Consider the following 25,317-nt stretch of genomic DNA (forward strand, 5'->3'; position numbering starts at 1 on the left):
TGGAAGTCAAAATCCCCGACATCGGCGACTTCGCAGAAGTCGCCGTCATCGAAGTCATGGTCAAACCCGGCGATACCGTCAAGCCGGAAGACCCGCTCATTACGCTCGAGTCCGACAAGGCGACCATGGACGTACCGTCCCCGGCCGGAGGGAAGATCAAGGACGTCAAGCTCAAGGTCGGCGACAAGGTCGCGCAGGGAACACTGATCCTGCTGCTGGAGACGGCGCAAGCCCCCGAGGCACCCGCGGTACCGGCGAAACCTGCGCCGAAGGCCGAGCCGGCAGCGGCGGCACCGGCCACCACGCCGGCGGCCGCGCCGAAGGTCGAAACGCCCGCAGCGGAACCCGCACCGGCGGCACGCACCAAGCCCATTCCGGGCGCGGCGACGTATACCGGCAAGATCGATGGCGAATGCGAAGTGCTGGTGCTCGGTGCCGGCCCCGGCGGCTACTCGGCGGCTTTTCGCGCCGCCGATCTTGGCAAGAAGACGGTGCTCGTGGAGCGCTATGCGACACTCGGCGGGGTGTGCCTCAATGTCGGCTGCATTCCGTCCAAGGCACTGCTGCATGTCGCGGCCGTGACCGAGGAGGCACAAAAACTCGCCGAGCACGGCGTCAGTTTCGGCGCGCCGAAGTTCGATCTTGCCAAGCTGCGCGGCTGGAAAGACAAGGTCGTTGGCAAGCTGGTCGGCGGCATCGGCATGATGGCCAAGGGCCGCAAGGTCGAGGTGATACGCGGTATCGGGCGCTTCATCGATCCGCATCATATGGAGATCTCGCTGACGGCGGGCGACGGCAAGGCGCCGACCGGCATAAAAAAATTCATCCGGTTTGCCAATGCCATCATCGCCGCCGGTTCCCAGGCCGTGAAGCTCCCGTTCATTCCCGAAGACCCGCGCATCGTGGATTCCACCGGCGCGCTCGAACTCTGGGGCGTGCCGAAGAAGATGCTCGTCATCGGCGGCGGCATCATCGGGCTCGAAGTGGCGACCGTGTATTCGACGCTGGGTTGCCGCATCGAAGTGGTCGAAATGCTGGACGGGCTCATGCCCGGCGCCGACCGCGATCTCGTGCGCGTGTGGGAGAAGATGAACACGCATCGCTTCGATCGCGTGATGCTCAACACCAGGGCGACCAGGGTCGAGGCATTGACGACCGGTATCAAGGTCACGTTCGAAGGCAAGCAGGCGCCCGACAAGCCGCAGGTTTATGACTTGGTTCTGGTCGCCGCCGGCCGCACGCCGAATGGAAAGAATATTTCCGCCGAGAATGCCGGTATCGCCGTCAGCGATCGCGGTTTCATCGAAGTCGACAAACAAATGCGCACCAACGTGCCGCACATCTACGCGATCGGCGATATCATCGGCCAGCCGATGCTGGCGCACAAGGCGGCGCATGAGGGCCATGTGGCGGCGGAGGCGGCCGCCGGGCAGAAGTCCTTCTTCGATGCCACGGTCATCCCGTCGGTCGCCTACACCGACCCCGAAATCGCCTGGGTGGGCGTGACGGAGGACGAGGCCAGGAAGCAGGGCCGGGCGATCGGCAAAGCCAGGTTCCCGTGGGTCGCCTCTGGTCGCGCCATTGCCAACGGCCGCGATGAAGGCTTCACCAAGATTATCGTGGATGAAGAGACCCATCGCGTCATCGGCGGCGCCATCGTGGGCACCCATGCCGGCGAGCTGATCAGCGAGCTCGCGCTCGCCATCGAAATGGGCTGCGACCCGGAGGATATCGGCAAGACCATCCACCCGCATCCCACGCTCGGCGAGTCGGTCGGCATGACCGCCGAGGTGTTCGAGGGCGTGTGCACCGATCTGATGCCGGCGCGGAAGAAATAGAACCTGTCTCAAAAATAGCTTCCATGTAGGTTGGGGTGAGGCGCGTTGTGCCGAACCCCAACAATCATCGTGGAACGTTGGGGTTCGCTTCGCTCACCCCAACCTACCTTGGTATTTTGAGATAAGTTCTGGCCCTGTACCGTCAAGACGCCGGGTTCAAAGGTCACTATAATTCGATCTTCTTGGCGTTCTTGGCGTCTTGACGGTTCAAAGATTTCATTGGAAATTTATGAAGAAGATCAAGAAAGTCGTTCTGGCCTACTCCGGCGGTCTCGATACCTCGGTGATTCTCAAGTGGCTGGTGGAAACCTACGGATGCGAGGTCGTGACTTTCACCGCCGACATCGGGCAGGGCGAGGAGCTGGAGCCGGCGCGCGCCAAGGCCAAAAAAATGGGCGTGAAGGAAATCTTCATTGACGATCTCAAGGAAGAATTCGTGCGCGATTTCGTGTTTCCCATGTTCCGCGCCAACACGCTGTACGAGGGCGAATACCTGCTCGGCACTTCCATCGCGCGGCCGCTGATTGCCAAGCGCCAGATCGATATCTCCAACAAGGTCGGTGCCGACGCCGTGGCCCACGGCGCCACCGGCAAGGGCAACGACCAGGTACGCTTCGAGCTCGGTTATTACGCTCTTAAACCGGATGTCCGGGTCATCGCCCCGTGGCGCGAGTGGGATCTCACGTCGCGCGAGAAGCTCATGGCCTACGCCGAAAAGCACGGCATTCCGGTCGAGATGAAGCGCGGCAGGAAATCGCCGTACTCGATGGACGCCAACCTGTTGCACATCTCCTACGAAGGCGGGATTCTCGAAGATCCGTGGAAGGAGCCGGAAGCATCCATGTGGCGCTGGACGGTCGCGCCGGAAAAGGCGCCAAATAAAGCGACCTATATCGAGCTGACCTACAAGAAGGGCGATATCGTCGCGATCAACGGCAAGGCCATGTCGCCGGCCACGGTGCTGGCCACGCTCAACAAGCTTAGCGGCGCCAACGGCATCGGCCGCACCGACATCGTTGAGAACCGCTATGTCGGCATGAAGTCGCGCGGCGCGTATGAGACGCCGGGCGGAACCATCATGCTGAAAGCGCATCGTGCCATCGAATCCATCACGCTGGATCGCGAGGTAGCGCATCTCAAGGATGACATCATGCCGCGTTATGCCGTGCTCATCTATAACGGCTATTGGTGGAGTCCGGAGCGCACGATGCTCCAGCAAATGATCGATGCCTCGCAGGAGGCGGTCAACGGTGTGGTGCGGCTCAAGCTCTACAAGGGCAACGCGATCGTGGTCGGCAGAAAATCGGATCACGACAGCTTGTTCGATACCCGGGTTGCCACCTTTGAAGAAGACCGGGGCGCCTACAATCAAAAGGATGCCGAGGGGTTCATCAAATTGAACGCGCTGCGCCTGCGTATCGCCGCAAAGCGGCGAAAAAAGAAATAATTTTTTCACCGCCGAACCCCCACGCCGGGCGTGTTAACCAGATCCCCACCGATAGACCGCCTTGCGCTGCCGGCGTTATTGCTTGGCGCGACGGCGATCGGTCTGGCGCCGATCTTCGTGCGCCTGAGCGAGCTCGGACCTACCGCCACCGCGTTCCATCGCATGTTTCTCTCGTTGCCCGTGCTCGGGTTCTGGTTCTGGCTGAACCGGCGCTCGCAACGCAAGCGCCCGCCTTGAACCGCTCAACGTGGAAATGGATCGTTGCCGCGGGACTTTTTTTTGCCGCCGATCTCGCAGTCTGGCATTGGTCGATCAAGATCACTTCCGTGGCCAACGCCACGCTGCTCGCCAATCTGGCTCCGGTATTCGTCGCGCTCACGGGTTGGGGAATGTTCGGCGAGCGGTATCGCAGCGCATTCCTGATCGGATTGGCGGTCGCTTTCAGCGGCGCCCTGGTGCTCATGGGCGACAGCCTGAGCTTCAGCCCGGAACGCGTGACGGGCGATCTCCTGGGAGTGCTCACCGCCATTTTCTATGCCGGTTACATCATATCCGTGGCACGTCTGCGTGCCGGCGTCGGCACCGCCACCGTGATGTCCGCCAGCGCGGTGGTAACCTCGCTCGCGTTGTTGCCGGTGGCGCTGCTTTCGGGGGAAAATCTGTGGCCGGCTACGGCCCATGGCTGGACGGTCTTGGCGGCGCTGGCGGTCATCTCCCACGTCGGCGGCCAGGGGCTCATCACTTATGCACTGGCGCATTTGTCCGCGGCTTTCGGTTCGGTGGGTCTGCTGTGGCAGCCGGTGGCGGCGGCAATCCTGGCATGGGTGATATTAAGCGAACCGCTGGGCCCGTGGCAGGCAATGGGGGGTGTGATCGTTTTGCTGGGGATTTATCTCGCGCGCAATGCGAGCCAGCGACAATATATCATTCAGGAGAAAATCACGTGAGTTTCAAGAATGTCGAGGTCAAAAAAAAGGCCAATGTCTATCACGATGGACGCGTGACAAGCCGCACCGTTATCACGCCGGAAGGAGAGATGAAAACACTGGGCGTGATGCTCCCCGGGACGTACCGGTTCAATACCCAGGCGCCGGAGACGATCGATATTACCCAGGGACATTGCCGCGTGAAGTTGGCCGACAAGCAGTCGTGGAACGCCTATCAGGCGGGGGAGAGTTTTTCGATTCCCGAAAATTCCCATTTTGAAATCGAGGTGACCGATTTTCTCGATTACGTCTGTCATTTCGGCTGATCGCCACCCAGGAGGTAAACCATGCGCGTCTTGCATACCATGATTCGAGTCGGTGATCTCGACCGGTCGCTGAAGTTTTACACTGATGTTCTTGGCATGAAACTTTTACGCCGGAAGGAATACCCCGACGGAAAGTTTACCCTTGCCTTCGTCGGTTACGGCCCGGAATCGGCGCACGCGGTCATCGAGCTCACCTATAACTGGGACACGCACCAATACGATTTGGGAAACGGATACGGTCATGTCGCGCTCGAAGTGGACGATGTCTACAAGGCCTGCGAGGACATCAGGAAGCGCGGCGGCAAGGTGACGCGCGAGGCCGGACCGATGAAGCACGGCAGCACCGTCATCGCGTTTGTCGAGGATCCGGACGGCTACAAGATCGAATTGATCCAAAAGGGCACCCAGGCAAGGAACTAGGCATGTCATGGCTGGATAAAATCCCCATGACGGCGATGATCGTCGCGGCGCTGGTATTGGGACTCGCGCCATTCGTACCGGAGCCGCACTTGTGGCAGAAACTCAAGATGCTGGCCAACGGCACGCTTTCCCGACCCATCGATATTTTCGATTTGATCATGCATGCCTCAGTGCCGATATTGGTTGGCGTCAAATTGTTTCGGGGAGAACGTTCCGGAAAAAACAAGCGTCGATCATCCTGAGCGGTGCATGGCGGTAATGTCAGAACTAGAGTCATCCACGACGGCATCCTCCAAGTTCACGGTGGCGGCCATTCTTCCGGTATTGAACGAAGCGTCACGCTTAGGCGATTACCTCGCTGATTTGTATCATGCCCATCGTTTTGACGAGGTGATCGTCGTGGATGGCGGCAGCACCGATGCGAGCGTTGAAATCGTTTGCCGATTCATGTCGTCCGGTCAGTCCCCTGTCCCCTGTCTCATCCAAACACTCCGCGGACGCGCCCGGCAGATGCGCGCCGGGGCCGATGCGGCCGAGGCCGACATTCTGGTTTTTCTGCACGCTGACACGACGCTCCCCTTCGAGGCCGTGCCGCGGATCCGCGAGGCCATTTATCGCGGCTGCGTGTGGGGGCGATTCGATTTGAAATTATCCGGAAGACATTTTCTGTTTCGCATCATCGAGCGAATGATAAACTGGCGCTCCGCGCTCAGCGGGATCGCCACCGGGGATCAGGCCATGTTTGTGCGCCGTGACGTTTATCGTCTATTGGGCGGGTTTTCCCTGATGCCATTGATGGAGGACATCGAGCTCTCGCGGCGCTTGAAAGAGATCGGCAAGCCCGCGCGGCTGCGCACGCCGGTCGTGACCTCTTCCCGGCGCTGGGAAAATCACGGCATTCTGCGCACGGTTGTGTTGATGTGGACGCTCAGATTTTCGTATTGGCTGGGTGTTTCACCGCAGCGGCTGGCTCGCTGGTACGACCGGAAGTCATGAGCCAGCCGGAACTGATATTGTTTGCCAAGAAACCGGTTCCCGGCCAGGTAAAAACCCGGCTGCAGCCGGATTACCTTCCGGAACAGGCCGCCGAGATCGCCAGCTTCCTGATCCGCGCCACGACCGAGCTGGCGATTTCCGCCTGGCCGGGCGAGATTGCCTTGTATGTCTGGCCGGATTGCAACCATGCCCTGTTTCACGAGCTCGCCAGGGAATATCATCTCCGTCTCACGCCCCAGGCCGAAGGCGATCTGGGCGCCAAGATGTGGCATGCGCTGCGCGAAGGGATTGCGCGGCGCGGAAGCGCCGCGATTCTGGGTTGCGATGTGCCGCATTGCGGCTGGGATGTGATCGACCAGGCGAATGACTGGCTTGCCTCCGGGAAAAACATTCTCGGACCGACCGAAGACGGCGGCTATTACTTCATCGGTTTGCAGCAGGCGCGTCCCGAACTTTTCGAAAATATCCCATGGGGTTGTAACAAGGTGCTGGAGACCACGCTCGCACGCGCCGCCTCGCTTGATGTGGAGTTTCACCTCTTGAAAACGCTCCGGGATATCGACACCGCGAATGATCTGTGGCTGGCGGCGCAGAAGTACGAAGCGCTCAAGCGCTTTCTGTAATGGCGATTTCTCTTTAAAGCTTAATCACGGACCCAAGGGAATAATCAATCCCAAAAGCTACGCCTGGATTTATTCGGGCTATACCAGCCATTTCCGGCGGATGAAGTGGTCAATGGATATTTTTCCGGGACCGCGCAGCAGCGGAAGCAGCAGCAACGTGCCATAAAGCTGATGCTGCACGATACCGGCTTCCTCCAGTCCGGGGTAAGAAATCACCGCCACGATGTTGAATACGAACAGCACGGCCGCTGCGAGGCGTCCGCCCAGACCGAAAGCCAGCAATACGGGGAAAACGAATTCCGTTGCCGTGCCGAGATAGGCGGCCACCTCGGGAGCGAGGATCGGGACCTGATATTCGTAAGTGAATAACATGATCGTGCTTGGGTTCATGTGAATAAAAGGAAAGCCTCCGCCCAAACTGACCTTCGTCAACGCCGAGTCCCAGAAAAATTTTGCCGCCCACAGGCGGATGCCGAGTTCCGCTAGGGGAGCTATAAATTCCAGCCCGCGTATGAGCGGGCGGGCAACGCTCGTTAAACTGTTTATCATGGTCAAGCTTCTCCTTATTCGTGTGGTTTGTTCTGAAAAACCGCCATTCGCGGTAACAGCCCTTCAAGGCCAAGTTGGACCAGCGAACCAAGACGGACGTGCCGGGCCAGTGCAGCGGAAAGATCCAAATCCGGTTCGGCGTCCAATGCCGCTTCCGCCGCTAACGCGAACGGACGGCCTGCGGCGATCGCGCTGAGCAGGGCAAGTTCTCCCGCACTGAGTGCCTCGATCTCCACCTCGCTCCTGCGGATGACGAGAAGACTCACCCCGCCTTCGTCGAGGCTCACCGTCGAATCGCCCTCATATCCTTGCTGATTCACTTCCCAAATTCGCAATACCGGGTACGCCGAGGTAATCAGGTGCGCTGAAGGTTGCAGTCTGAAAATCAAGTTCCCGTATTCCGATGGCGGCACCGCCGCCAGGGTCTCGAAGTCAAGCGGAACGCCGTCCGCGGCGTGGTAAGCACGGTGCCGCGCCCATTCCAGCCGGGCCACGTCGGGCAGGTAGACAAGTTCCCGGGTGGGTGAAAATACGGCGAGGAAATCGCCAAAGTGTCCGCCAAACTCATGCAAATTACCGCTGCGCGGCGGGTATTTGGCGATGTAGCCGGCCGACGCGTATCGAAAAAATCCTTCGCTCACGAGCCGGGTGACGACGGGGTACACCGCCTGGAGGGCGCTGGTCAGGCTTTCGATGACGTTGTTGCGGTACACATTAAGGTGTTGCGCGGCCGGAAAGCGGCCGGGTTCGATTTCCTGCATGAAATCCGGCGCCGCTTTATCGACGATCGCCTGGAAAAAGCCGCGCTGCAGTTCAGGCAACGAGGGCATGCGCCTGCTCCAGAATTTCCTCCGCCCGGCGCGCCTCGTCGAGCAACACCTGCAGCGGTGGTAAATCCTTGTCCCATTCGATCAGCGTGGGTACGGCGCCGAAGCGATCAATGGCCTCGCGATAGAGCGCCCAGACATTCTCGCTGACGAGTGCATTGTGGGTATCGATCAGAATATCGCCTTCGGGGTAACGATTGATCGTGAACCCGGCGAGATGGATTTCCCCGATCTTGGAGCGGGGCAGTGAGCGCAGGTAGCGCAACGCATCGAACCCGTGATTCGTGGCGCTGACGTAGACGTTGTTCACGTCCAGAAGAATTCCGCAGCCCGAGGAATTCGCCACTTCGGACAAAAAATCCCATTCCGCAATCGGGGAATGGGTGTACTTCAGATAACTTGAAGGATTCTCCACCAGTATTTCGCGGCCGAGAAACTCCTGCGCTTGCCCGACATGCCGGATGAACAGTTCCAATGCTTCGTCGGTATAGGGCAGCGGCAGCAAGTCGTTAAGATATTTGCCGTCTACCGAACTCCAGGACAGGTGATCCGAAACCAGGCCGGGCTCGAAACGCTCGATCAATGTCTTGAGTTGCTCAAGGTGGCGGCGGTTCAACTCATCGCACGAACCGAGCGAGAGCCCGACACCGTGAAAACTGACGGGATAATTCCGTCGGACGCGCTCCAGGTATTTCAAGGGCGCGCCATCCTCGCCGAAAAAATTCTCGCTGTGAACCTCAAACCATGGCACGCGCGGAAGGTCTTCCGTCACCTCGCGGTAATGCTCGGCGCGCAGACCGATCCCGGCGTGTGCCGGGATTGGCGCGCCCACGCGACTGGATACGATTTCCGCCGCGTTCACTTCGTGGATTATTTCTTGGCGGAGGCCAGTGAGCCGCCGACGATTTTCTCGCACGTCCCCTTGGGGATGAGAATCCAGGCGTCTTTTTGACCGTCCTTCTTGGCCGTGCCGGCGCAGGAGGAGGCGGCTGTCTGGCAATCGTTTTTGCCGGCTTTGACGACGCCGAAGCATTTTTCCATCTCGACTTTCTCCGCCGCCTGGCTGCCTCCAGCATACATGCCCAGCGCCAGCGCGCCGCTAATCGCGGTGGTTATTAGCGTAGCATTGATGTATTTCATTACCTGTCTCCTGATAGGGTTTCAGATCGCGCCGGGATTGGCTCGATTGGTTGATACCGATTCGATAAGACACGATTATGGATTATAAGTTTCCGGATGCGAGCCACAACGGTCCCGTCACCAAGGCTTGGCAGACAGATACCGGGACGAAATGACGCAAATCCTGAATTTCCCGATTCTTCGCCATCTTTTCATGGGAGGGGGCGAATCAGCCTCGAATAGCCGGATCACCCGTCATGCGCGCGAGACACTTGAGATAGATCCCTTCATCCGGAAGGGCGCCCTGGCGTTGCGACTGCCACAGCATTTCACTCAGACATTCCATGATCCGGTGTTGGGCCGCATGCTCATCAGGGAACTTTTCGAGCAATTTCCGGTAATAACCGCGGATGCCTTTAGGTTGATCGATCGACAGCTGTTCCTCGACGGCAATATGCATACCCAGGTGGAGAAACGGGTTGCTCTCACCCGAATCCGGCGGGTAATTCCTATCAAGCGTCGTTTCCGGCGTGTCGAGCAGCGCGTGGTATTCAGGATGACGCAGGGCGACCTGGACTATAAGTTGTTCCACGCCCTCGAGTTGCCTGCCTTCACGATGGGCACGCCAGGCGCGAAAGAAAACCTCGCGTGATTCCCCGCGATCCCGGCCGCCGAACATGATCAGGCGTTATTGGCCCGGAACAGGCCGAGAACGACGGAATACTGATAGAGATGATTGAGACCGTCGAGCGGTCCGAGCTCCCCGTTGCCGTACATGCCGGCGATCGGCAAGCGCGGAAAGTTCGAACGCAACGCATCGAGATCGCGATCGCGGTTGCCGAAGAAATTCGGGCCGCGCCCCATGCATGGGAACAGCAGCGCCAAATCGGGTTGACCGCCCAGGGCCTGGGCCGTGCGGGAAATGCAATTGCGCATGTCGCGCTCGGCGGCCAGCGTGTCGCGCATGGCCCAGAACAGGCGCTCGCCGCGGGACGGCCGCTGCGACAGCGTGATCGACTGGTCGCGCAAGTTGGCGGCGACGATATGATTGAGGCGATATCGTCCCTCGCGAATCGCCGTGTCCGGGTCACCGAAAGTTACACCACCCATGATCAGGTGCAGCGGAACGCGTTCCATATCGCGCACGCTGGGTGGCAGCGATTGCACGAGCACGCTCAACGCGGGGTAATTGCCGAGGCGTTTGATGTCGTAGTCCTGGACTTCCGCCACTTCGATGGGCGAGGTCAGGGCGCGTACCCCTTGCGATGCGTTGATCACGCCATCCATGCCGCTCATGATGGCGTCCACCTGTTCGGAGTCCGCCACGCGCGCGCCGCTCCATACCTTGAACGGGCCGTGACCGAAAAGATCGCCGGAGACGGCACCGATGCGGCGAGTAGGAACGTCGAGCCAATCGGCCGTCAGTCCCGCCGGTGTACACAGGCTCAGCACGATGTCATCGTCGCTCAGCTTTCCCTGCGGGGAAATCTTGAGATGCATGTTGCCGCCGAAAACCATGGCGGCGGCACCGGGACTGTCGAGCACCCATTCCTCTTCCGTCAGAATGCCGGCCCCGGTGCAACCGACGACTTGCAAGCAGCCGCCGGCCCGCGCGGCCGCGCGCAGCGCCGGTTCGGGATTGGCGGCGTATTCGGGCGTGAGAAACAGGAGCACGGCATTGGCCCGCTCCAGGCCGGCCTTGGCGAGCGCCCGCTTGACCGCTTTTTCGGCGTGCTCCGCCAGTGCGCGGTGACCGTGACTTAATCCCGTGGCGGAGAATTTCAGTGTCATTTCTCCGCCTCCGATTGATCGATGTCGAATTTTGTCGTCACGTTGTCGGCGGTCTGTCTCATTCGGGCGCCGCGGAGCATTGCCCGAGGGACCCGCGCAAGCGGGATCGGGCAGCAGAGGGGACGCCAGCGACCGCAATCGTGGCGCCTACATCCCGCACAGCGGTCGCATCCCCGGAGGGGCCCCTGCTCCACGCTGTGCGGTCGCCATCTCCTCGGCTCATGGCACTACTTTAGCCCGGTACTCGCACAAATCATAGATGACACAGTCGGGACAGCGCGGTTTCCGCGCCGTGCAAGTATAGCGCCCGTGCAAAATCAGCCAGTGGTGCGCGTGTTGGCGAAATTCGGTCGGCACTATTTCCATCAATCTTTTCTCTACTATTAGTACGTTTTTTCCCGGCGCTAGCCCGGTCCGATTGGCGACACGGAAAATATGGGTGTCCACGGCGATGGTCGGCTGTCCGAAGGCGGTATTAAGGATCACGTTGGCGGTTTTGCGTCCAACGCCCGGCAAGGCTTCCAGCGCTTCGCGCGTCGCGGGCACCGCTCCGTTGTGCTTGGCAACAAGAACCTTGCAGGTTTTCAAAATATGGGCCGCTTTGGTGTTGTGGAGGCCGATGGTTTTTATGTAACGCTTCAAACCCCTCGACCCCAGGCCGAGAATTTGTTTAGGCGTGCGGGCGGTTTTGAAGAGCACGGCCGTGGCCTTGTTGACGCTTTTATCGGTGGCCTGGGCCGAAAGCATCACCGCGATCAATAACTCAAATGGGGTGCGATATTTCAGTTCCGTGGACGGCCGTGGGTTCGCGCGCTTGAGGCGGTGGAAGATTTCTGCTCGCTTGGATGGTGTCATAAAGAATGAATGGACAGGATTAACAGGATTTACCGGATTAAAAGCAACAGACAAGATTCTTTTTTCAGTTCCTGCATTTTATATCCTGTAAATCCCGTCTATTTTTTTCTTTTTGCTTTTACTCTCTCGACGGCCGCGCGAATTTCCGCGCGGATCTGATCCCGCTCGGGAGCGAATGGCGGGTTGGCGGAAGTCAATGTCCGGCGTGAACGCTGGATACGCTCCAGGCGTTGCAGGCGCCGCTCGGTGCGGATTCGCCAGCGGTCGGCTTCGGCGTGCGTGTATTCCGTCCAGGGATCGGGATCGTGAGAAACTTTCAGTGGCACCATAACGATACAATCAACCGGACAGGGCGGCAGGCACAGTTCGCAGCCGGTGCAATCTTCCGACAGCACACTGTGCATCAGTTTGTGGGCGCCCATGATGGCGTCGACCGGACAGACATCGAGGCACTTCCGGCAGCCGATGCAGAGGTTTTCCACGATTTCCGCGCGGGCGCGTGGCGATGGCGAGCCGAAGCGTCTGTCGAGCGGTTTTGCGGCGGTAGGCAACAGGGACGCGAGCGCCCGGATGGTTATCTCGCCGCCCGGTGGACACTGGTTGATATCCGTCTCGCCCCGGGCCAGGGCTTCGGCGTATGCCCGGCAACGCGGATAGCCGCATTGGGTGCATTGCGTTTGTGGCAGCCACGCATCCAGGCGGTCTACCAGGGAGCGCGGCGATTGTTGGGTGTCGGACATGGAGCCAGTATGGCCGTGGCGACGTCAAACGGCAATTATGCCGCGCCATTCACGAAACCGGCGGGTTTCATGCCAGCGCGGCCGCGGACCGGCGCCCGCAGCGTTGCCGGTCCAAAACATCCTCCGGCTGCTGCACGGCGTTTTTTGCCGAATTGAATTTGACTACCCGATTTCGACGAACCGTTTTTCCTGGTCCGCATTGACGGCCGTTCCAAAACAAGATTGTATTGCCTCCGGCACACCTGGGATATTTAGGAGCGAGCATGAACATCGAAAAGGTTATCTTCAGTTTCTTCATCGTCTTGGCGCTGACGCTCAATTTCGGTTTTTTCCTCGGCGAATCCGACAATCCGAATCATCACAATGTCTATGAATTCTTCGCCGTCCTGGTCGTGAATCTTATCGCCACCGTTCTCAAATTCGGCGAGCGGACACAAATGGGCGCGGTGCTGCTGGCCACAAGCCTGGTCGCCGATCTGGAGTTGATCGCGGCGGCCTTCGTGTGGACTTACGCCGCCAACATTTCCGGCATGGGAGTCACGCCTGAAGTCATGGGCACCATCATTTCACTCGCCGGCGGGGCCTTGGTCGCCAATATCGTGTCCGTCGTGTTGCTGGTCATCGAGATCTCGGCGACACGCCGCTGAGAATCGGCGCGTGCGGGTAACGTGAAGAACACGACCTTGTTTCTGATCCTGCGGCGCATGCGGGCGCCGCTGCTGATGCTGATCGCGGCTTACGCCGTTTCCATCCTGGGTCTTGTCGTCATACCCGGCGTTGACGAAGACGGGCTCCCGCGGCAGCTCGGTTTTTTCCACGCCTTCTACATCATAACCTATACCGCGACCACCACCGGGTTTGGCGAGCTTCCGGGGCCTTTTTCCGACGCACAGAGATTGTGGATTACGATCTCGCTTTATATTTCGGTGATCGCCTGGCTCTACGCCATCGGCGCCCTGATTACCATGTTGCGCGACTCGGCATTGCGGCAGCTCATCAGTCAAAACCGTTTTGCCGGGCAAGTGCGTCGTCTGAACGATTCGTTCCACATCATCTGCGGTTACGGAGACACGGGCAGCGTGGTGGTCAAGTCGATGATTGACAATAAACTCGCGGTGGTTGTTATCGAGCGCGACCAGGAACGGCTGAACGAGTTGATGCTCGAAAATCTGCCGGTCCATGTTCCAGCCCTGTGTGGCGATGCGAGTCTGCCCGGAAATTTGATCATGGCCGGTCTGAAGCAGCCCTATTGCTGCGGTATCCTGGCACTTTGCCGCGATGACCAGGTCAATCTCAAGATCGCGATCACCGGCCGGTTGCTTAACCCGGGCATAAAAGTCGTCTCCCGCGCCCAGACGCACGACACCGAGGACAACCTGGCTTCATTCGGCACGGACGCGATTATCAATCCGTTCGACACCTTCGCCGACCGGTTGGCGCTGGCCCTGCATTCGCCGGACATGCACATGATTTACGAATGGCTGAAGGCCTTACCCGGCACGCCGCTCCCGGAGCGGCTCAACCCGCCGCACGGTACCTGGGTCCTATGCGGTTACGGGAGATTCGGCAAGGCGGTACAGCATTCATTGGAACTGGAACGCCTCTCGACGGTGATAATCGAGAATGACCCGGAAAAGACACAGGCACCCAAGAATGTCATCGTCGGCCGCGGCACGGAAGCCGTGACGCTCAAGGCGGCACGCATCGAAAAGGCCGTCGGTATCGTTGTCGGAACCGATGACGACGCGAATAATTTGTCGATTATCATGACGGCGCGGGAACTGAATCCAAAACTTTTCCTGGTCGCGCGTCAGAATGAGCGCGACAACGATGCCTTGTTCGAGGCGGCTCGGCTCGATCTCGTGATGCAACGCAGCCGTGTGCTGTCGCGGCAAATTCTGGCGCTGATCGCCGTCCCGTTGTTGAGCGATTTTCTCGCTTTGGCGCGGAAACAGAACAAGGAATGGGCGCAAGGATTGATCGATTACCTGCGACCGGTATTGGGCGGCGTGGCGCCGGATCTGTGGACCGTGACGGTAACCAAAGAGGAAAGCCCGGCGGTGGAGGAATGGCTGGAATCCGGAAAAAAGTTTTCCCTGCTGCATTTGTTACAGGACCCCTATGACCGGGAGCAGCGATTTCAGTGTCTTCCGCTGCTGTTACAGCGCGGAAAGGACAGGCAACTGCTCCCGAGCGAAGATCTGGAAATCCAGGTCGGCGATGGTATTCTCTTTTGTGGGCGACACGGGATCGCGGCCAGGCAGTTCCGGACTCTTCACAACCGCCAGATCATCCATTATCTGGTTACCGGCGAAACACTTCCCGAAGGAATCGTGTGGCGCCGGTTCGTGGCGCGGAAGAATTAAGTTTCCCGCGTTATGCCGCCGCAGACGAAAAATCCTGAACAGGAAAAATCGCCCGCCTCCTTCGTGCAGCGTGGCGGGGTGTGGGTATTGGCGCAGGCGCTGATGATGTGTCTGGCATTGATCATTCCGCTCTGGGATGGCACCGGCGAGTTCATTCCCGGCCGTCCGCTCGCGTTTCTGGGCGCCGGCATCACGGCCTTGGGCTTATGGCTCACGCTTTGGGGGACGTTGAGTCTCGGCCGCGCGCTCACTCCCTATCCGGTGCCGCGAGACGACGCCGGCGTGCAGCGGCAGGGGGCTTACCGGTTCATGCGCCATCCGATGTATGCCGGCGTGCTACTGGGCAGCTTGGGTTGGGCGATTTGGTGGGTGAGCGTGCTGGGATTGCTGTTCTTGCCGGCATTCGCGCTGTTTTTCGATCGCAAGGCCGGTTACGAAGAAATCTGGTTGCGCAAGAAAGATAAAACCTACGTCGATTACGAACGCAAGGTGAAGAAATTCATCCCGGGCGTCTATTGATTGCATCCCCACTCATTGTCACTAGAACCTATCTCAAAATACCCTGTTTCGGTTTTTGTAGGGTGCGGCGGAGTTTTCGTGAACACACTTAACGTGTGTTCACGCCGCCGAACGGGTGCAACGGGTTTTGTTGCACCCTGGGCTGCAAGTCCCACGCACCAATGGCTTTGTTTAAACCGTGGACCGGTGCGCAGCGCGCACCCTACCGTTTTTTGAGATAGGTTCTAATATTACTTTACGCGCATGCCCGGTTGCGCGCCGTCGTCGGGTGATAGCAGGAACAGGCCGGGCGATTTCTCCTCCGGATCGGAGGCGGCGAGGACCATGCCTTCGGAAAGTCCGAATTTCATTTTGCGCGGCGCGAGGTTCGCGACCATCACCGTGAGCCGCCCGACCAGTTGCGTCGGGTCGTAGGCTGCCTTGATGCCGGCGAACACCGTGCGCTGCCCGTTACCGATATCGAGCGTGAGCTTCAAAAGTTTATCCGCGCCTTCGACATGCTCGGCATTCACGATTCGCGCGATGCGCAGATCAATCTTTGAGAAGTCATCAATCGAAATGGTGGACGGGTATTCCCCCTCTCCCTCCGGGAGAGGGGTCGGGGGTGAGGGATTCTTTTGCATGGATATACGCTCCTCGATGACATTCCAGATAGCTTCAAGCACCGCTTCGGTGTTTGCAAGAATATCGTTATCCCAGAAGCGAGTAACAGATATTCCGATTTTGCTGAGCGCCTGAGCTCGCGTCTCATCGCTTTCTGCTTGTTCCAGATGTTGTTTGCCGTCGGCTTCAATGGCGAGTTTGAGTTCGTGGCAATAGAAATCGAGGATAAACCGTTTGCCATCGATTTCTACAGGATGCTGTCGCCTGAATTTGGTATCGTGTAGGCGCCGATCACGGAGTAAATTCCACAGCAATTGTTCTGCATCCGTCCGCTGTTCGCGCAGCCTGCGTGCGAATTCAAGCAAGTCTTTTGGTAACTGTTTTTTTACCGGTCCTTTTCCCTCACCCCCGACCCCTCTCCCGGAGGGAGAGGGAGGTTGCAGGCTTTCCTTGTTGGCATCGATCAATTTTTTCACTTGCTTCGGATCAATACGAGTCAAAAGGTGATGGTAGGGTTGAATTACGTGACCGTCGAGTACGTGGTCCAGATCAGACCACTTCAGCGGTGCAACGCTCAGGAATTGTTCGACCTGCTCTACTAATGTGGGCAAGACCGGCTTGAGATAAATACTCAGCACGCGGAAAAGATTTATCCCTACGCTACAAATTGCATGCAGGCGGTTATCCGACCCCGGAGTTTTGGCTACATCCCAAGGCTTTACATCGTCAATCCATTGATTTGTCCTATCCGTGAGTACCATTACCTCGCGTATCAACTTTGAGAATTCCCGCCCTTCATAAAGATTGACAAATTCATTTTTCCTGTTGACCATCTCCGCAAGCAGCGAGTCAGGATTTATCCCGCGTGATGTTGCTCCGTAGTTGAAGGCATTACCGGGTTGACGGACACTTCCCTCGAAACGCTTGGTAATGAATCCCGCGCAGCGGCTGGCGATATTTACGTATTTGCCAACGAGATCGCTGTTCACCCGCGCGATGAAGTCGTCGAAATTGAGATCAATATCCTCCATCGTGCCGTTCGATTTCGCGGCGTAGTAGTAGCGCAGCCACTCGGGGTTGAGCCCGTGCTGAAGATAGCTCTCGGCGGTGATGAAGGTGCCGCGGCTTTTGGACATCTTTTCGCCGTTTACCGTGAGAAAGCCGTTCACCGCAAGTTTTGACGGAGTACGGTATCCCGAGTATTCGAGCATGGCCGGCCAGAAGAGCGCATGGAAATAGAGGATATCCTTGCCGATAAAGTGATATAGCTCGGTTTCCGGATTCTTCCTCCAGTATGCGTCGAAATCCAGTTTCGTTTTCGCGCACAGGTTCTTGAAACTCGCCATGTAACCGACCGGCGCGTCGAGCCAGACGTAGAAGAACTTCTTGCCGTCCGTCCCCGGTATCGGGAAGCCGAAATAGGGCGCGTCGCGCGAGATATCCCAGTCTCGCAGTCCCGCGGCGAACCACTCATGCATCTTGTTCGCCGCTTCCGGTTGCAATGTTCCGGAGCGCGTCCATTGCTTCAGGAACTCGACACAACGTCGGTCCGAAAGCCGGAAGAAATAATGCTCCGATGACCTGTGTATGGGTTTCTTGCCGGAAACGACGGAGTAGGGATTTTTCAGGTCGGTGGGCGAGTAAGTCGAGCCGCAGACCTCGCACGAATCGCCGTACTGGTCCTTGGCGCCGCACTTCGGACATTCGCCTTTTATATAACGATCCGGCAAGAACATCTGTTTGACGGGGTCGTAGAATTGCTCGACGGAATGTACCGCGACCAGATCGTTGGCCTTGAGCTTGGCGTAGATGTCTTCGCACAGTTCCCGGGTTTCGGGCGAGTTCGTCGAGTCGTAGTTATCGAAATCGACGCGGAAATCCTTGAAGTCGCGCACGTGCTCGCCATGCATGCGTTCGATCAGCGTCTCCGGTGTAACGCCGTCTTGCTCGGCGCGCAACATGATCGGCGTGCCGTGGGTGTCATCGGCGCAAACATAGTGCACGGTGTGCCCCAGCATGCGCTGGAAGCGCACCCAGATATCGGCCTGGATATATCCGACCAGATGCCCGATGTGAATCGGACCGTTGGCGTAAGGCAGGGCGTTGGTGACGAGGATTTTGCGTTTCTTATCCGGCATAAATTCGCGACTACGAGTCGGGCGATATCCTGATCTTTTTGTTTACCCCCGATATCATAAGGGAAATCCCGCTATTGTGCTGCAGTCGACCATGACTTTTTTGGGTGCGCGGTGTAGCATGTGCGCCCCTTGGAATGTGAATCTGGAGCGGTTTTTATGTCGGATGTCTCCACACAGCAAGTTGAAACGGCGCTGAAAGAGGTGGTCGATCCCTACCTCGAGCTGGACCTGGTTGCGGCCAAAGCCGTGAAAAAAATTAATGTCGATGGCAGCAAAGTGTCGCTCGACATCGAATTGGGTTTTCCGGCCAAAGGGCATGTCGGGAGTCTGACGTCGAAAATCAAGGAAAAAATCACCGCGCTCAACGGCGTCAAGGACGTGAGTGTTAAATTCTCCACCAATATCTCCTCGCACGGCGTGCAAAAAGGCGTCAAGCCTATCGAGGGCGTGAAAAATATCATCGCCGTGGCCTCCGGCAAGGGCGGAGTCGGCAAGTCCACGGTAGCGGTCAACCTGGCGCTCGCGCTTTCCGCCGAGGGCGCCAACGTCGGCATTCTCGACGCCGACATTTACGGCCCGAGCCAACCCATGATGCTCGGCGCCAAGATGAAGCCCGAATCCAAGGACGGCAAATCGATCGAACCCATCATGAGCTATCGCATCCAGTCCATGTCTATCGGGTATCTTATCGATGAAGAAACACCGATGGTCTGGCGCGGGCCCATGGTGACGCAGGCGCTCGAGCAACTGCTGAAAGACACTAAATGGAAAGACGTCGATTATCTGATCGTGGACCTGCCGCCGGGCACCGGCGACATCCAGCTTACCCTGGCGCAGAAGGTTCCGGTCACCGGAGCGATCATCGTCACGACCCCGCAAGACATCGCGCTCCTGGACGCGCGCAAGGGGCTCAAGATGTTCGAAAAGGTCGAGATTCCGGTGCTTGGCATCGTGGAGAACATGAGCACCCACATTTGCAGCCAGTGCGGGCATGAAGAACATATCTTTGGATCCGGTGGCGGCCAGAAGATGGCGGCGCAATACAATGTGGATTTTCTGGGCTCGCTCCCGCTCGATATCCGCATTCGCCAGGAGACCGACTCCGGCAGGCCCACGGTGGTCGCGGACCCGGATTGCCGGATCTCGCAGATTTACCGCGATGTCGCCCGCCGCGTGTCCGCGAAGCTTTCGCTGCGCAAGAAGGACTTCTCGGCCAAGTTTCCGAACATCGTGATTCAAAATACTTGAAAATAATAAGTTCCATCGCAAAAACGCGAAGAGCGCAAAGAAAGGCGCGCATTGAATTAGAAAGCATCTCAAGAACGACGTAGGGTGCGCCCTGCGCACCGATCCACTGTTTAAACGAAACCATGGCGCGTGGGACGCACACTACGAAAATCGAGGCAAGGTATTTCTGAAACGGCCTCTAAAAGAACCTTTGCGTCCCTTGCGTCTTTGCGGTGAAATAGCGCCTTCCTATGGGGATCAAATCCGACAAATGGATCCGGCGGATGGCGGCAAGCCATCGCATGATCGAGCCGTTCGAGCCGAACCAGATCAAGAAAAATCATAACGGTTCGATCGTCTCCTACGGCACGTCGAGCTACGGCTACGACATCCGGTGTTCGGACGAATTCAAGATTTTCACCAACATCAACTCCACGATCGTGGACCCCAAGAATTTCGATCCGAGCAGCTTCGTGGATTTCAAGGGTGACGTGTGCATCATCCCGCCGAATTCCTTCGCGCTCGCGCGCACGGTCGAGTATTTCCGCGTGCCGCGAGAAATACTCGTTCTGTGCCTGGGCAAGTCGACGTACGCACGCTGTTTCCGCGGTGACCAACGCGTTGCACTCGTGGACGGCAGTTCTGTTGCGCTTGAGGACATGGCGCGGAGGGCCGATCAGGGCGAGGAGTTTTGGGGGTACAGCCTCGGCGAATTCGGGAGGATTATCGTTACCAGGCTCGAAGCACCGCGCTGGGTGGGGCGCGACGCGATGCTTGAGATCGTGCTCGATTCGGGCGAGCCGATCCGTTGTACGCCGGATCACGTGTTTATCCGGCGTGATGGTACGACAGCGCCGGCGGCCGAGCTTCGCCCCGGCGATTCGCTTATGCCGCTATACCGGGACTTGTTTCGCGGATACGAGATGGTTTATCAGCCGATCAATGGGCACTACATGCCCACGCATCGGCTCGCGGATGAATGGAACCTACGTCATGGCGTATATGCTGACCTTAATGGCGAGCATCGGCATCATCTGGACCATGATCGGCGCAACAATCGCCCTTGGAACATCGTGCGCATGGAGGCCACCGAGCATATCCGTCATCACAATCGTGAGAACTTTGGCGCCGAATTCGATCCGGACGAGCATAGCGCGTCGATTCGGGAAGGATTTCGGCGGTTGGCGCGCGATCCGGCATGGCGCGAGAGATTTGCCTCCGCGCAGCAAACGCGCGCGTTGGCATTTTGGCGAGATATGAAATACGCCGATATTCGCAGTGCCGTCATTGTCGGGCGTCGTAATCCTTCCGACGCAACGCGCGAGGCGCACCGCCGCGCCACCCTTCGCCGCTACGCGGACCCACGCGAACGCGAACGGCAATCACGGCTGATGCAGGCGGCGTGGGCGGCTGACGATGGTGCCCGCCGCGAACGCCAGCGTTTGGTAGCGCAACAAATCCGGCTGCGCGAAGAGATTACCGCGGAAGTTGTGCGCGCCGCGCTTGATGAAACTGGTTCAATTCGTGGCGCTGCCCGACTGATCGGTTGCGACCGCTCGGTGTTTCGCCGGTTCCCCGAGGTGATCGGGGCGTTCAATGGACGGCCGGGGGGCCGCAATCATAAGATTGAGAAAATTCGCGAACTGCCCGGCGATCACGACGTTTACTGTCTCACGGTCCCCGAGGCGGGCAATTTCGCCCTCGAAGCCGGCGTCTTCGTCTCGAATTGCGGAATAATAGTGAACGTAACGCCCCTGGAACCCGAATGGGAAGGGCACGTGACGCTGGAGTTCTCCAACACCACGCCGCTGCCCGCGAAAATTTACGCCAACGAAGGCGTGGCGCAGGTCATCTTCATCGAGGGCGACGAGGTGTGCGAGACTTCGTATAAGGATCGCGGCGGGAAGTACCAGGGCCAAAAGGGCGTCACGCTGCCGAAGATTTGATGTCTCCGGCTTGCGCCGCCTCCCAGGCGAGCAGGGCTTTTTTGCGGGTTACTCCCCAACGGTAACCACCCAAGGCGCCGCTCTTGCGGATCACGCGATGGCAGGGAATCAACCAGGCCACCGGGTTGTGCGCCACGGCGTTGGCCACCGCCCGCACCGCGCGCGGCGCGTGGATGCGTCGCGCGATATCTTCGTAAGACGCCACGCGACCCTGCGGAATCCGCAACAGCGCCTCCCAAACCTTGATCTGGAAGTTCGTCCCGCGCACGTGCAGGCCGATGCCGGACGCCTTGCCGTCGCCGCGCGCGAACAGTCGGCGCGCGAGCGGGGCGGTCACGCGCGGCGCGGCGGCCAGCCGCGCGCGCGGCCAGGCGGCGGCGAGTTCCGCCAGCACGACGCGGCGATCCGCCGCAGTCATGAATCCGAGATGGCAGATGCCGCGCGCGGTCACGGCGATCAGACATTCGCCGAACGGGCTTGGGTGGATACCATATTGAATCGTCATCCCCGCGCCGGCGCGTTTGAGTTCGCCGGGTGTGGCGGCGTGAAAATTCACCACCAGATCGTGCAGCCGGCCGCCGCCGGAAAGCCCCGCGTCATAGGCCGCATCGAGATTGGTGCGTGATTCGCGCAGCCGCCGCACGGCGTGCCCGGCGGTGAGATATTGCACAAAGCGCTTGGGGCTGATGCCGGCCCAGCGCCGGAACAGGCGCTGGAAATGAAATTCGCTCAGGCCCGCGCCCCGCGCCAGTTGCTTCAGGCCGGGCTGGTGTTGATAGTTCTGTTCCAGGTAACGGATCGCGCGCTCGATGCGTACGTAATCCGTGGTGCGCCCTGAATGGCCGTTGATCCTGTTCATGTGCGCAGGATAAGCCGGGCCGCTCGCTCATGACAACCCGATTCTTGCGGCATGTTGTCGGGGGGGTGAGTCGAGAAGCGAGGAATATCCCAATTATATTAGTGGCGGTCTGATTAGAACCTATCTCAAAAACGGTAGGGTGCGCCCTGCGCACCGATCGACTGTTATACCGTCACATCGCGGTTCAATTCACTTATCCCGTGGGTTTGCAGTATATTGAGGTAACGCACTCTTCGAGGTATTCATCCTAGATGCCTGACCTCAAACGGCTTTCAGGTATTTTCCGCCCACGGTATATTCAATATACCGTGGTTGGGCCGTTCAATCATCGTTAGATTTCAGGAAACGAGAATGAGCAAACTTCTGACGAGAGACGAACTTGAGAAACGGTGTCGAGAACTCGGCATCGATACAACTGGGGAGCCGAGAGAATTCAGTGCGCGGCGTGCTCCCCCGAGGGCATCAGACTTTGAGTTGCAGCGTCGCCTTTTGGAGACGCAAAGATCGGCTAGAGAACATAAGCTGTGGATCGTCGCTCTTGTTTCGGCACTTGCTTCGGTGGTTTCAGCAATCGCCGCATGGGTCGCGGTAATGGTCGGCAAATGAAGAAATCTAACTTCTTGTTCCAGCCGACGCGGTGTGACAGCGGCGCAGTATCTGGCAGTGGTGCTGCCCCGCGCGACTGAACAAGGCGTTAGCCATACGGAGGTTGTGATGAGCAACGAATACAAGGAGTGGCAAAAACTTTGCGAAGAACACCATACAGCCCGAGATGCGGTTAATGAAGCGCTCGGACCCGTCAATCAAAAATTCTCAGCCTTCGCAGACGGAAAGCCACAAACCAATCCATCCATCCAAGAACTGAATAGACTGGATAAAGCATGGAAAAGATGGGAGAACGTCAAGCGAAAAATGGAAGAGTTCATAAAGAAACACTGCAAGGCATGGAAGCTCAAGAAGCACAGTGGCTAACAATTTTTTCGAGCCGACGCCGTGACCCGACGGCGGCGCTTCGCGGTTCTGTTCGTGTCCGGCCCGGCTTAAAAAGTCGTTAGACGTTTAAGGAGGATCTATGTGGCGTGTAGTGTTTATAGTATTTCTGGCGTCATTGGCATCAGCGTGCACAACTGTTCGATCTCATATTTCCGTTTTCCACGAATTGGACGCGGGAATCGCGGGAACGACATACGCATTAGTACCGTTTAAAGAACAAGAAGGCAGCCTTGAACACAAAACATACGAACAAGCCGTAAAACAGGAGCTAAATGCCAAAGGCTTTAAGGAAGCTCCGTTCGAGCAAGCAAAGGTCGTGGTGTTTATCTCCTACGGCATCGATACCGGAAAACAGGTTGTTACGTCATACCCCATCTTTGGACAAACAGGAGTTTCGTCAAGCCACACATACGGAACTGTTCAGAGTTATGGGAGCTATGGCACGTATTCGGGTTCTACAACATACACACCAACATATGGTGTTGTAGGCTCAGGTGTTGGATCGCGTACCGAGTACACACGCTTTCTAAAGCTCGACATCCTCGACAAGGCGGCAGCAACGGAACAGAAAATAAAAAAGCTTTACGAGGCGAAGGTCATTAGCAGTGGAAGAAGCGGGCAATTGGCAGCCGTTCTTCCGACAATGATAAAGGCCTTGTTTGTGGATTTTCCCGGAAAAAGCGGAAGCGCGAGAACCGTGGATAGGTCAACCGATTAAACGTCTAACTCTCGCTTTGAGGCGGACGCGCGGAAAATCGTCGCGCGCCGGTTAGCGGGACTCGTTAGCCCTCAAGAGACAAAAAGAATGGAAAAGTGGTTTATTGCTCTCGTGCCCCTAGCAAGCGCGGCTCTTGGCGCCTTTCTTGTTTATTTGTTCACTTCCCGTGCGAAACGCGAAGAATCAATGGTCCGTTTCAAAGAAGAAAAATACTCAAAGCTACTAATTAAGCTACAGGGGTTTGTTGGCACCACAACCTCGGCACAACTAAAGCGGGAATTTTTCGAAGAACAGTACCAATCTTGGCTCTACGCATCAGATGAGGTAGTTGAGTCTATAAATGCTCTGGTTCAGCTTGTTAAAGAGAACTATGGTAAGGCGCCTGATCCTGAAGCAGGACGAAAAGCCATTGGCGAAATCGTCCTTGCAATGAGGAGTGATCTCTTGCGAAAAACAGATTTGGATTACACCGCTTTTCAATACACCGACGTTCATGAAACAAAAAAGGGCTAACACGTCGTTCGAGCGGGACCTCGGGTCCCGCTGGCGCGGGCCCCTCGGCCCCTCAACTCTGCGTTAGGGCTCAAGTAGAACGTGGCAACCATGGTTAAGAAATGGCTACACCTGACCGAACTGGGCGGCGATCCTTGGGTTCTGCCCATTTGGGCAGCCGTGCACGACGCAATCAAGAATGGAGTCGTAAAGGAAATTCCCACTGAGCTGTCCGAGCAAGGGTTGTACATTTCCGTTCGCTTGAATTTTCTCCCACGGATCGTTTCGCGCATAAACACAGAAGTGAAAGAGCTCTACGAAATAATGAAAACGCATCAGCCGAAACATGAGTTTTGTGAAGGTATCGAGGGGGTGTCATTCGACATTGATAACAATCTCAAGTACCAACTGCTAATCGACATAGACTCGCTACTATTCGAACTAAATTCTGTCTGCGAATTGAAGGGGCAGTTTTTTGAGCAGCTACACACTCTCGCGAACAAGCCGATGCCAAAAAAGAATGCGGGCCTTTCCGTAAAGCACATGCTCGACGCTGCGAAGCAAGATTCTTCGTGGTTTGTGACGCTCGATAATCACAGGAATTTCTTTTCTCACAAGGGCGCTCCCTATCTAGCGGTTGATATTTCATCTTGTCCGGGGGCGGCGGATGTTCTCATTATGAAAGAAAACATCAAATCGTTTAGAGACGAATCAAAGTTTTTGCGATTGTCGGACATCAACAACATTGTGCAAGGTTTTGCCGCATCGAAACTCGTGATACAAGAATACCTAAGAGGGCTATTTCTTCAGGCATGAGCCCTAACCACGCCATCAACGCGAACAGTGAAAAGCGGCGCGCCTTCGTCGCCCCGCTTTTCACTGCCGGTTATGGCGGACGTTGGCCGGTCGCGCAGCGCCTCTCCCGTGCCAAATGAAACGACACCGCCTTCGATGAACGACAACGAATCATTTAACCCGGTGCCGGGAATCTCGGCGCTC

Annotated in this window: 29 protein-coding genes; 18 read left to right on the top strand and 11 right to left on the bottom strand. The window is 57.6% G+C overall.

Translation table 11 applies throughout. From position 1 onward, the window contains the following. From lpdA to WD823_RS06245, 9 genes are all read left to right on the top strand, one after another. The coding region (lpdA, locus tag WD823_RS06205) for a dihydrolipoyl dehydrogenase (RefSeq protein WP_368428617.1) at nt 1–1,838 on the top strand (1,838 nt) is incomplete at its 5' end. Nucleotides 1,839–2,067: 229 nt separating this feature from the next. Further along, a complete protein-coding gene (locus WD823_RS06210; protein ID WP_368428618.1) occupies nt 2,068–3,285 on the top strand; it encodes an argininosuccinate synthase in 1,218 nt (405 codons plus the stop codon). A 30-nt stretch (nt 3,286–3,315) separates the two neighbouring features. Continuing rightward, complete coding sequence (locus WD823_RS06215) at nt 3,316–3,522, top strand: hypothetical protein (protein WP_368428619.1); 207 nt, start codon at nt 3,316–3,318, stop codon at nt 3,520–3,522. Then, nucleotides 3,519–4,232, top strand: coding sequence for a DMT family transporter (locus tag WD823_RS06220; RefSeq protein WP_368428620.1), 714 nt, complete (start codon nt 3,519–3,521; stop codon nt 4,230–4,232). The genes WD823_RS06215 and WD823_RS06220 overlap by 4 nt, the downstream gene beginning before the upstream one ends. Beyond that, nucleotides 4,229–4,537 (top strand): pyrimidine/purine nucleoside phosphorylase, encoded by a 309-nt coding sequence (locus WD823_RS06225; protein ID WP_368428621.1) that lies wholly within the window; start codon nt 4,229–4,231, stop codon nt 4,535–4,537. The genes WD823_RS06220 and WD823_RS06225 overlap by 4 nt, the downstream gene beginning before the upstream one ends. A gap of 21 nt (nt 4,538–4,558) precedes the next feature. Continuing rightward, nucleotides 4,559–4,957 carry a lactoylglutathione lyase gene (gloA, locus tag WD823_RS06230; protein ID WP_368428622.1) on the top strand — a complete coding sequence of 133 codons (399 nt, stop codon included), beginning with the start codon at nt 4,559–4,561 and terminating at the stop codon, nt 4,955–4,957. Nucleotides 4,958–4,959: 2 nt separating this feature from the next. Beyond that, nucleotides 4,960–5,199, top strand: coding sequence for an RND transporter (locus WD823_RS06235; protein WP_368428623.1), 240 nt, complete (start codon nt 4,960–4,962; stop codon nt 5,197–5,199). Nucleotides 5,200–5,206: 7 nt separating this feature from the next. After that, nucleotides 5,207–5,953 (top strand): TIGR04283 family arsenosugar biosynthesis glycosyltransferase, encoded by a 747-nt coding sequence (locus WD823_RS06240; protein ID WP_368428624.1) that lies wholly within the window; start codon nt 5,207–5,209, stop codon nt 5,951–5,953. After that, nucleotides 5,950–6,576, top strand: a complete 627-nt coding sequence (locus WD823_RS06245) for a TIGR04282 family arsenosugar biosynthesis glycosyltransferase (RefSeq protein ID WP_368428625.1) — start codon at nt 5,950–5,952, stop codon at nt 6,574–6,576. The genes WD823_RS06240 and WD823_RS06245 overlap by 4 nt, the downstream gene beginning before the upstream one ends. Before the next feature lie 78 nt (nt 6,577–6,654). On the opposite strand, the gene WD823_RS06250 is transcribed toward WD823_RS06245, so the two are convergent. The 8 genes from WD823_RS06250 to WD823_RS06285 form a co-directional block, all read right to left on the bottom strand. After that, entirely contained in the window at nt 6,655–7,125 is a 471-nt protein-coding gene (locus WD823_RS06250) for a DoxX family protein (RefSeq protein WP_368428626.1), read from the bottom strand. Between the two features lie 14 nt (nt 7,126–7,139). After that, nucleotides 7,140–7,955, bottom strand: coding sequence for a putative DNA-binding domain-containing protein (locus WD823_RS06255; RefSeq protein WP_368428627.1), 816 nt, complete (start codon nt 7,953–7,955; stop codon nt 7,140–7,142). Then, a complete protein-coding gene (locus tag WD823_RS06260) occupies nt 7,939–8,814 on the bottom strand; it encodes a DUF692 domain-containing protein (protein ID WP_368428628.1) in 876 nt (291 codons plus the stop codon). The genes WD823_RS06255 and WD823_RS06260 overlap by 17 nt, the downstream gene beginning before the upstream one ends. Nucleotides 8,815–8,822: 8 nt before the next feature. Then, nucleotides 8,823–9,092: a DUF2282 domain-containing protein gene (locus tag WD823_RS06265; RefSeq protein WP_368428629.1), complete on the bottom strand. Its 270-nt coding sequence runs from the start codon at nt 9,090–9,092 to the stop codon at nt 8,823–8,825. A 208-nt stretch (nt 9,093–9,300) separates the two neighbouring features. Continuing rightward, nucleotides 9,301–9,750, bottom strand: a complete 450-nt coding sequence (locus WD823_RS06270; RefSeq protein WP_368428630.1) for a DUF1841 family protein — start codon at nt 9,748–9,750, stop codon at nt 9,301–9,303. 2 nt (nt 9,751–9,752) lie between these two features. Next, complete coding sequence (locus WD823_RS06275) at nt 9,753–10,862, bottom strand: FIST C-terminal domain-containing protein (protein ID WP_368428631.1); 1,110 nt, start codon at nt 10,860–10,862, stop codon at nt 9,753–9,755. Between the two features lie 219 nt (nt 10,863–11,081). Further along, entirely contained in the window at nt 11,082–11,717 is a 636-nt protein-coding gene (gene nth, locus WD823_RS06280) for an endonuclease III (protein WP_368428632.1), read from the bottom strand. Between the two features lie 98 nt (nt 11,718–11,815). After that, the gene (locus WD823_RS06285) at nt 11,816–12,457 is read right to left on the bottom strand and encodes an RnfABCDGE type electron transport complex subunit B (protein WP_368428633.1); all 642 of its coding nucleotides are present in this window, start codon (nt 12,455–12,457) and stop codon (nt 11,816–11,818) included. A 263-nt stretch (nt 12,458–12,720) separates the two neighbouring features. Here WD823_RS06285 and WD823_RS06290 point away from each other — a divergent pair, with 263 nt between their 5' ends. The 3 genes from WD823_RS06290 to WD823_RS06300 are packed head-to-tail and all read left to right on the top strand — an operon-like array spanning nt 12,721 to nt 15,342. Then, complete coding sequence (locus tag WD823_RS06290; protein WP_368428634.1) at nt 12,721–13,104, top strand: DUF6394 family protein; 384 nt, start codon at nt 12,721–12,723, stop codon at nt 13,102–13,104. A gap of 57 nt (nt 13,105–13,161) precedes the next feature. After that, nucleotides 13,162–14,823 carry a TrkA family potassium uptake protein gene (locus WD823_RS06295; RefSeq protein WP_368428645.1) on the top strand — a complete coding sequence of 554 codons (1,662 nt, stop codon included), beginning with the start codon at nt 13,162–13,164 and terminating at the stop codon, nt 14,821–14,823. Between the two features lie 12 nt (nt 14,824–14,835). Then, nucleotides 14,836–15,342, top strand: a complete 507-nt coding sequence (locus tag WD823_RS06300; RefSeq protein WP_368428635.1) for an isoprenylcysteine carboxylmethyltransferase family protein — start codon at nt 14,836–14,838, stop codon at nt 15,340–15,342. Between the two features lie 230 nt (nt 15,343–15,572). Here the strand turns inward: WD823_RS06300 and metG are convergent, their stop codons facing one another. Then, nucleotides 15,573–18,083 (bottom strand): methionine--tRNA ligase, encoded by a 2,511-nt coding sequence (gene metG / locus WD823_RS06305; RefSeq protein ID WP_368428636.1) that lies wholly within the window; start codon nt 18,081–18,083, stop codon nt 15,573–15,575. Between the two features lie 156 nt (nt 18,084–18,239). Here metG and apbC point away from each other — a divergent pair, with 156 nt between their 5' ends. Further along, entirely contained in the window at nt 18,240–19,331 is a 1,092-nt protein-coding gene (gene apbC, locus WD823_RS06310; protein WP_368428637.1) for an iron-sulfur cluster carrier protein ApbC, read from the top strand. A gap of 263 nt (nt 19,332–19,594) precedes the next feature. Beyond that, nucleotides 19,595–21,256 (top strand): dCTP deaminase, encoded by a 1,662-nt coding sequence (locus tag WD823_RS06315; protein WP_368428638.1) that lies wholly within the window; start codon nt 19,595–19,597, stop codon nt 21,254–21,256. Here the strand turns inward: WD823_RS06315 and WD823_RS06320 are convergent. Next, nucleotides 21,237–22,115, bottom strand: a complete 879-nt coding sequence (locus tag WD823_RS06320) for a methylated-DNA--[protein]-cysteine S-methyltransferase (protein ID WP_368428639.1) — start codon at nt 22,113–22,115, stop codon at nt 21,237–21,239. The genes WD823_RS06315 and WD823_RS06320 overlap by 20 nt on opposite strands. 714 nt (nt 22,116–22,829) lie before the next feature. Here WD823_RS06320 and WD823_RS06325 point away from each other — a divergent pair. The 4 genes from WD823_RS06325 (at nt 22,830) to WD823_RS06340 (ending at nt 25,134) form a co-directional block, all read left to right on the top strand. Continuing rightward, nucleotides 22,830–23,087, top strand: coding sequence for a hypothetical protein (locus tag WD823_RS06325; RefSeq protein WP_368428640.1), 258 nt, complete (start codon nt 22,830–22,832; stop codon nt 23,085–23,087). Between the two features lie 100 nt (nt 23,088–23,187). Continuing rightward, on the top strand, nt 23,188–23,826 hold the full coding sequence (locus WD823_RS06330; RefSeq protein WP_368428641.1) for a DUF4136 domain-containing protein: 639 nt from the start codon (nt 23,188–23,190) through the stop codon (nt 23,824–23,826). An 87-nt stretch (nt 23,827–23,913) separates the two neighbouring features. Then, nucleotides 23,914–24,339 (top strand): hypothetical protein, encoded by a 426-nt coding sequence (locus tag WD823_RS06335; protein WP_368428642.1) that lies wholly within the window; start codon nt 23,914–23,916, stop codon nt 24,337–24,339. A gap of 90 nt (nt 24,340–24,429) precedes the next feature. Further along, nucleotides 24,430–25,134, top strand: coding sequence for a hypothetical protein (locus WD823_RS06340; protein WP_368428643.1), 705 nt, complete (start codon nt 24,430–24,432; stop codon nt 25,132–25,134). On the opposite strand, the gene WD823_RS06345 is transcribed toward WD823_RS06340, so the two are convergent. Continuing rightward, the coding region (locus WD823_RS06345) for a hypothetical protein (protein WP_368428644.1) at nt 25,125–25,317 on the bottom strand (193 nt) is incomplete at its 5' end. The two genes, WD823_RS06340 and WD823_RS06345, sit on opposite strands and share 10 nt — an antisense overlap.

This window comes from Sulfuricaulis sp. (genome assembly GCF_040901545.1).
Lineage (GTDB): Bacteria > Pseudomonadota > Gammaproteobacteria > Acidiferrobacterales > Sulfurifustaceae > Sulfuricaulis.

What these genes read in the sequence shown, in the direction of transcription:
- WD823_RS06210 (WP_368428618.1), top strand. Translation starts at nt 2,068, where the DNA reads ATGAAGAAGATCAAGAAAGTCGTTCTGGCCTACTCCGGCGGTCTCGAT.
- gloA (WP_368428622.1), top strand. Translation starts at nt 4,559, where the DNA reads ATGCGCGTCTTGCATACCATGATTCGAGTCGGTGATCTCGACCGGTCG.
- WD823_RS06235 (WP_368428623.1), top strand. Translation starts at nt 4,960, where the DNA reads ATGTCATGGCTGGATAAAATCCCCATGACGGCGATGATCGTCGCGGCG.
- WD823_RS06240 (WP_368428624.1), top strand. Translation starts at nt 5,207, where the DNA reads ATGGCGGTAATGTCAGAACTAGAGTCATCCACGACGGCATCCTCCAAG.
- WD823_RS06245 (WP_368428625.1), top strand. Translation starts at nt 5,950, where the DNA reads ATGAGCCAGCCGGAACTGATATTGTTTGCCAAGAAACCGGTTCCCGGC.
- WD823_RS06250 (WP_368428626.1), bottom strand. Translation starts at nt 7,125, where the DNA reads ATGATAAACAGTTTAACGAGCGTTGCCCGCCCGCTCATACGCGGGCTG.
- WD823_RS06255 (WP_368428627.1), bottom strand. Translation starts at nt 7,955, where the DNA reads ATGCCCTCGTTGCCTGAACTGCAGCGCGGCTTTTTCCAGGCGATCGTC.
- WD823_RS06265 (WP_368428629.1), bottom strand. Translation starts at nt 9,092, where the DNA reads ATGAAATACATCAATGCTACGCTAATAACCACCGCGATTAGCGGCGCG.
- WD823_RS06270 (WP_368428630.1), bottom strand. Translation starts at nt 9,750, where the DNA reads ATGTTCGGCGGCCGGGATCGCGGGGAATCACGCGAGGTTTTCTTTCGC.
- WD823_RS06275 (WP_368428631.1), bottom strand. Translation starts at nt 10,862, where the DNA reads ATGACACTGAAATTCTCCGCCACGGGATTAAGTCACGGTCACCGCGCA.
- nth (WP_368428632.1), bottom strand. Translation starts at nt 11,717, where the DNA reads ATGACACCATCCAAGCGAGCAGAAATCTTCCACCGCCTCAAGCGCGCG.
- WD823_RS06285 (WP_368428633.1), bottom strand. Translation starts at nt 12,457, where the DNA reads ATGTCCGACACCCAACAATCGCCGCGCTCCCTGGTAGACCGCCTGGAT.
- WD823_RS06290 (WP_368428634.1), top strand. Translation starts at nt 12,721, where the DNA reads ATGAACATCGAAAAGGTTATCTTCAGTTTCTTCATCGTCTTGGCGCTG.
- WD823_RS06295 (WP_368428645.1), top strand. Translation starts at nt 13,162, where the DNA reads ATGCGGGCGCCGCTGCTGATGCTGATCGCGGCTTACGCCGTTTCCATC.
- WD823_RS06300 (WP_368428635.1), top strand. Translation starts at nt 14,836, where the DNA reads ATGCCGCCGCAGACGAAAAATCCTGAACAGGAAAAATCGCCCGCCTCC.
- metG (WP_368428636.1), bottom strand. Translation starts at nt 18,083, where the DNA reads ATGCCGGATAAGAAACGCAAAATCCTCGTCACCAACGCCCTGCCTTAC.
- apbC (WP_368428637.1), top strand. Translation starts at nt 18,240, where the DNA reads ATGTCGGATGTCTCCACACAGCAAGTTGAAACGGCGCTGAAAGAGGTG.
- WD823_RS06315 (WP_368428638.1), top strand. Translation starts at nt 19,595, where the DNA reads ATGGCGGCAAGCCATCGCATGATCGAGCCGTTCGAGCCGAACCAGATC.
- WD823_RS06320 (WP_368428639.1), bottom strand. Translation starts at nt 22,115, where the DNA reads ATGAACAGGATCAACGGCCATTCAGGGCGCACCACGGATTACGTACGC.
- WD823_RS06325 (WP_368428640.1), top strand. Translation starts at nt 22,830, where the DNA reads ATGAGCAACGAATACAAGGAGTGGCAAAAACTTTGCGAAGAACACCAT.
- WD823_RS06330 (WP_368428641.1), top strand. Translation starts at nt 23,188, where the DNA reads ATGTGGCGTGTAGTGTTTATAGTATTTCTGGCGTCATTGGCATCAGCG.
- WD823_RS06335 (WP_368428642.1), top strand. Translation starts at nt 23,914, where the DNA reads ATGGAAAAGTGGTTTATTGCTCTCGTGCCCCTAGCAAGCGCGGCTCTT.
- WD823_RS06340 (WP_368428643.1), top strand. Translation starts at nt 24,430, where the DNA reads ATGGTTAAGAAATGGCTACACCTGACCGAACTGGGCGGCGATCCTTGG.